A 5,544-nucleotide genomic window follows, 5' to 3' on the forward strand; every position below is an offset into this window, starting at 1 on the left:
ATAGATTCTGTTAGAAAACATTCCAACAAAAAAGGTATTGATGCACTGAAATGGAAAATTGAACCAATAAACCTTTACGAAAAAAAATTACGTAATCTCGCTACTGGTTTAGGTCCAATTTATGTGAGAGTGAGTGGTACTTGGGCAAATGCCATCTATTTTCAGAACAACAATGAAGCAAAATTAAGCAGTCCACCAAAAGGATTCAAGAATATATTAACTCGCCAACAATGGAAAGGAGTGGTGGATTTTTGTAAGGCTGTGGATGGCAAATTAGTTAGTTCTTTTCCGATAAGCGATGGTATGAGAGATGAAAATGGCAAATGGCAAGCTACACAAGTGAAGTCCATTTTAGATTATACCAAATCCATTGGTGGTGAAATTACAGCCGCCGAATTTTTCAATGAACCCTCACACGCCTCGCATGGTGATGCACCCAAAGGATATAACGGTGATGACTTCGCAAAAGAGTTTGCCCTTTTTAAAAGTTTTGCCAAAGAGGCTGCTCCCAATATGAAAATTATTGGTCCAGGCTCTACAGGAGAAGGTGGCATACTTCCTTCAGGATTAGACCTGTCCGTAGATAAACTGCTATCTCCTACCCCCAATCCCACTTTTGATGTATTTACCTATCACTATTATGGCACGGTATCAAAACGTTGTGGAGGAGGGCAGAATCCTGAGAAGGCTTTAACTGCTGAGTGGTTAAGTAAAACCGAAAAAGGTCTTGAGTTTTACCAAAATACAAGAGATAAATATGTGCCAAATGCACCTATTTGGCTCACCGAAACTGCCGAAACTGCTTGCGGTGGGAATCCTCAGGCAGCTACTTATATAGATACTTTCCGCTATTTGGAGCAACTTGGCAGACTGGCAAAAAAAGGTGTTCAAGTAGTGATGCACAATACCCTTGCAAGAAGCGAATATGGTTTATTGGAACATGATACCCATACTCCAAGACCTAACTATTGGGCAGCTTTTCTTTGGAACAAATTCATGGGAAATCAAGTATATGAAGCAGGAAGTTTAGAAGTTGGTGTAGATATTTTTGTACATAATTTAAAAAATAAATCGGAAGGAAGAAGTGTATTGATTTTAAATACTAATAAAACGGCAACAACTGTAAACATTCCTTCAGAGGCGAAACAATATTTAATGACAGCCGATGAATTACTTAGCAAAAAAGTGAGCCTAAATGGTAAAGAATTAAAATTGGCAGCCAATGATGAATTACCATCAATCAAAGGAATAAGTGTAAAAAAAGGAAGTGTTGAATTGCCCGCTTATAGTATTATGTTTCTAACATTTAATAAATAAAAGGGTGTTTGCAGTTCAAAAAAAGAAATGTAAACAGAAAACAAAACCATCGTAGTAACAGGTGCTGGTAGTGGTGTTGGCCGTGAATTAGTCTTGCAACACGAACCTTATTCAGAAAAAAATGGCTGAATTGAGAAAGTAAATGAATAGAATATATAGCTAATAAAAGGTGAATTTTTCCCCCTTTATTTTTTAAAGCGATACAAATATGGTGCTTTATTCGATGCTCCTGTAAACTTCTTTTCTAAGCGTTCTAAAACATTTAATTCCAAAATCTTCTTTTGAAAATTATTTCGAGCGTATTCTTTTTCAAAAATCGTTTCGTAGAGGTCTTGCACTTCCTTCATTGTAAAAGTTTCGGGAAGAAGATTCAGCACAATAATATTTGTATCAAGGTTTAATCGCAAAGATTCCAGTGCTTTTTCAATCATCTCGTTATGGTCCATCATCATCGGGGGTATTTCATGAATATTGTACCATCCCATAGATTCGTCTAAAGCTGTTTTTATTGGAGTAACTTTATTAATATCGACCAAAGCATAGTAACCCAATGAAATAAATCTACTTGTGAGCCATTCAAAATCGGCCTTTGATAAGGAAACATCACTATCAAAATGTTCTTGGTTCAGATTGATTATGTTTTCAAGAAAATCTTTGTTGGTTCTATCTGCTTCGCCAAATATCTTGAAATGCTCTAAAAAAATATTTGAAATACTCGTCCGTTCTTTGAGAATCCGATGACCAGCCTCATCTACACCTTCTTTTTGGAGAATAAACCCGCTTGGGAGAGAATAAAAATCTCCTTTAAAATTCAATTTTGTAATCAGTACTTTAAGCTCTCTTTCTTGATAGCCAAATATCACACAATCAATGGCAAGTTGTGAGATATAGTTTTGATTAGAGAATAAATTCATCTGAAAATCTAAGAATGGTTTCTGCAAAGGTACTCTTCATCCTTAAAAAACACCATTCATAATCTATAAATATTCAATTATAATATACTAATAAACTCTATTGTCTATTTATTTAGACAATAAAAAATTTATACATATCTTTGTTTTGAAATTTATAAAACACCATTCAATATCATTTAAAATCGTGGCGACGAACCGCAACCAAAACAATGAAAAAAGCAAGCATCTTTCTTATCGCATTATTTTTTGGAATCGCTTTTAATAGTTTTTCACAAACAGCTACTGCACAAGCAGATTTTTATGTAGGCAAGTGGGAAGTTATAATTATTGGCACACCCAACGGTGATTCAAAAATGATTACTACCATTAGCCGAAAAGATGGCAAATTGGTTGGTGAAATGACAAACCCTGTCGAGCCTACTACTCCTACAAATCCTTTGACAAGTGTAGAAGAAGTTGATGGAAAAATGACCATTTTCTTTTCAACAAGTGGATATGATTTAGCTATCCCTTTTGAAAAAGTGGATAATGACAACCTAAAAGGCAAGTTGATGGATATGTTTGATGTTACGGCGAAAAGGGTAAAGTAATAATTGTCACGAATGCACGAATTCATATTAATTTGTGCATTCGTGACAAAAAATAAAACAAAATGAAGCATCTTATTTTATTGATAATCAGCTTATTAATCACTTTTCAATCTACTTTTTCTCAGATAAAAGCAGGTAGAAATCAATCATTTGACTCTGACTGGAAATTCAAGAAAGGCAAAGAAATTGATACAAAAGCCGCCAATTTCAATGATACCGATTGGCGAAAATTGGATGTTCCACACGATTGGAGTATTGAAGATTTAGCCAAAAATCCTTCAGATAGCATCATAGGTCCTTTTTATAAAAAAGCAATCGGTAAAAATGCTACGGCTTTTTCAGTCGGTGGCACTGCTTGGTACAGGAAACAATTTGTTCTTGATAAATCTACCATTGGTAAAAAAGCATATATCCAATTTGACGGTGTTTATATGAATTCAGATGTGTGGCTTAATGGACATCATCTGGGAAATCACCCCAATGGATATACTTCTTTTATTTATGATTTGACAGCCTTTTTAAATCCTGCTGGTCAAACCAATGTAATGGCTGTACAAGTAAAAAATGAAGGAGATAATTCAAGATGGTATTCAGGTTCAGGGATTTATCGCCATGTTTGGTTGAGTATTGTAAATGATACGCATATTGATAATTGGGGCGTTCAAATCGTTTCTTCCAATGTTTCTGAACAATCTGCTGCTATTCATATTGCAACAGAAATCGAGAACGCAACTTCTAATATTGCTCTTACAATTGAATTGTATTTGGCTGATAATAAACTGGTTGTCTCAAAAACAACGGATGCTTCTACTAAAAGCAAAATCGAACAAACCATTATTTTGAAAAACCCCAATTTGTGGAGCATCGAAAAACCTAATTTGTATAAAGTAAAAATAATTTTGAAACAAAAGGGAAAAACAATTGATGAATACGTTCAAAATTTTGGTGTAAGAAGCATCAAATTTGATGCTGAAACTGGTTTTACTTTGAATGGAAAAAATGTAAAACTCAAAGGTGGTTGTATTCATCACGACAATGGTCCATTGGGTGCAGAAGCTATCGACCGAGCAGAAGAACGAAAAATAGAATTATTGAAAAAAAATGGCTACAATGCTGTTCGTTTTGCTCATAATCCTTATTCGCCTCAATTATTAGATGCTTGTGATAGATTGGGAATGTTAGTAATGAATGAAGCATTTGATATGTGGGAAAGAAATAAAACTCCTGACGATTATGCCGATTATTTCAAAGAATGGGGTATGAAAGATTTAGAATCAATTGTACTGCGAGATAGAAATCATCCTTCAGTTATTATGTGGAGTATTGGCAACGAAATTCCAGAAATTGCAGACTCAACAGGATATAAAACTTCTTGGAAATTAGCAAATTTTGTAAGAAGATTGGATTCTACACGTGCGGTTACAAATGCCATTCCGTTTTATCTCGCCATGGGTAAAGGCAAAACTTGGGAAAGTACAGCACCTTCATTTGCAAGTTTGGATGTAGGTGGATACAACTATACTTCAAATAAATACGAAGACGACCATAAAAAATATCCTAAGCGAGTGATGGTTGCCACAGAGTATTTTCCACCGAAAGCTTTAGAAAATTGGAATTTTGTAGAAAAACATCCTTATGTAATAGGCACATTTAGTTGGGCAGCAATTGACTATTTAGGAGAAGCAGGAATCGGATTGGCTCGAACCAAATTGAAAAATGAAAAAACGGCTGGTTTTGTAGAAACTTTTATGACTTCCGAATGGCCAGTTTTCAATTCATATACAGGCGAATTAGATTTGATTGGCAATAAAAAAGCAGCTTCATTCTACTTAGATGTCGTTTGGAGAAGAAGTAAAATCGAAACTTTGGTTCATCGACCAATTCCTGAAGATAAAAAAGAAAGCACTGGCTTTTATGGTTTTCCTGATGAACTGAAAAGTTGGACTTGGCCTGGACATGAAAATGAGCAACTACAAGTTCGGGTTTTTACAAGAAGTCCAAAAGTGAAATTGGAATTGAATGGTAAAATAATAGCCGAGCAAACCATTGCCACAGGTTCGATAACTGCCACATTCAACATTCCATATATTGCTGGAAATTTAGTTACTCGTTGCTATGAAGGAAACAAAGAAATAGCATCTGAAATGCTTATAACGGCAGGAAAACCAACTGCGATTCGTCTAATAGCAGATAGAGCCATTATCAAAGCCAGTAAAAATGATCTTGCCTACATTACTGTTGAAATTGTAGATGAAGCAGGTAATGTAGTGCCAAATATTGGTGATAAATTGGTAAAATATCAAATTTCAGGCAATGGTAGCCTTGCTGGTGTTGGTAATAGTAATCCAAGAGATATGAGTAGTTTTCAAAAACCTGAAAAAATGGTTTTTCAAGGAAAAGGTTTAGTCATTGTCCGCTCTACCGAAAAAGCAGGAAAAATCACTGTAAAAGCAGAAGCGGAGGATTTGAAAGGAGGTATTTTAACAATTAAGACCAATTAAGTAGAATGACGAATATAGACGGGTCGCCTGTGCGATTACTAACTGTTCACAATAGTGATATAAAAGACTTATTATGAAATAGTTACAAATTGTCAAATTTAAAATAAATTAGTTTTCATACTTAATACACTGTTAACTAAATAGTTTTAAATTTTGCAACTTAGATTTCTAATAAATCAAGTTATGGAAAAAAGACACATTAAATTAAGCGACACCGACCGA

General features: G+C 34.7%; 4 protein-coding genes. 3 read left to right on the top strand and 1 reads right to left on the bottom strand.

The genetic code is table 11. From position 1 onward, the window contains the following. The coding region (locus ACH2CJ_RS16555; RefSeq protein ID WP_394994097.1) for a hypothetical protein at positions 1 to 1,317 on the top strand (1,317 nt) is incomplete at its 5' end. Positions 1,318 to 1,502: 185 nt separating this feature from the next. Here ACH2CJ_RS16555 and ACH2CJ_RS16560 read toward each other — a convergent pair. Beyond that, a complete protein-coding gene (locus ACH2CJ_RS16560; protein WP_394994099.1) occupies positions 1,503 to 2,231 on the bottom strand; it encodes an NUDIX hydrolase in 729 nt (242 codons plus the stop codon). Positions 2,232 to 2,440: 209 nt separating this feature from the next. On the opposite strand from ACH2CJ_RS16560, the gene ACH2CJ_RS16565 reads away from it, so the two are divergent. Continuing rightward, positions 2,441 to 2,821 (top strand): hypothetical protein, encoded by a 381-nt coding sequence (locus ACH2CJ_RS16565; protein ID WP_394994101.1) that lies wholly within the window; start codon positions 2,441 to 2,443, stop codon positions 2,819 to 2,821. A gap of 62 nt (positions 2,822 to 2,883) precedes the next feature. After that, positions 2,884 to 5,322: a glycoside hydrolase family 2 TIM barrel-domain containing protein gene (locus tag ACH2CJ_RS16570; protein WP_394994103.1), complete on the top strand. Its 2,439-nt coding sequence runs from the start codon at positions 2,884 to 2,886 to the stop codon at positions 5,320 to 5,322. Positions 5,323 to 5,544 lie beyond the last annotated feature (222 nt).

Source organism: Emticicia sp., from assembly GCF_043780375.1.
In the GTDB taxonomy this organism is placed as follows: Bacteria; Bacteroidota; Bacteroidia; order Cytophagales; family Spirosomataceae; genus Emticicia.

Bases quoted from the DNA above. Each gene is read 5' to 3' on its own strand.
- ACH2CJ_RS16565 (WP_394994101.1), top strand. From the start codon at position 2,441: ATGAAAAAAGCAAGCATCTTTCTTATCGCATTATTTTTTGGAATCGCT.
- ACH2CJ_RS16570 (WP_394994103.1), top strand. From the start codon at position 2,884: ATGAAGCATCTTATTTTATTGATAATCAGCTTATTAATCACTTTTCAA.
- ACH2CJ_RS16560 (WP_394994099.1), bottom strand. From the start codon at position 2,231: ATGAATTTATTCTCTAATCAAAACTATATCTCACAACTTGCCATTGAT.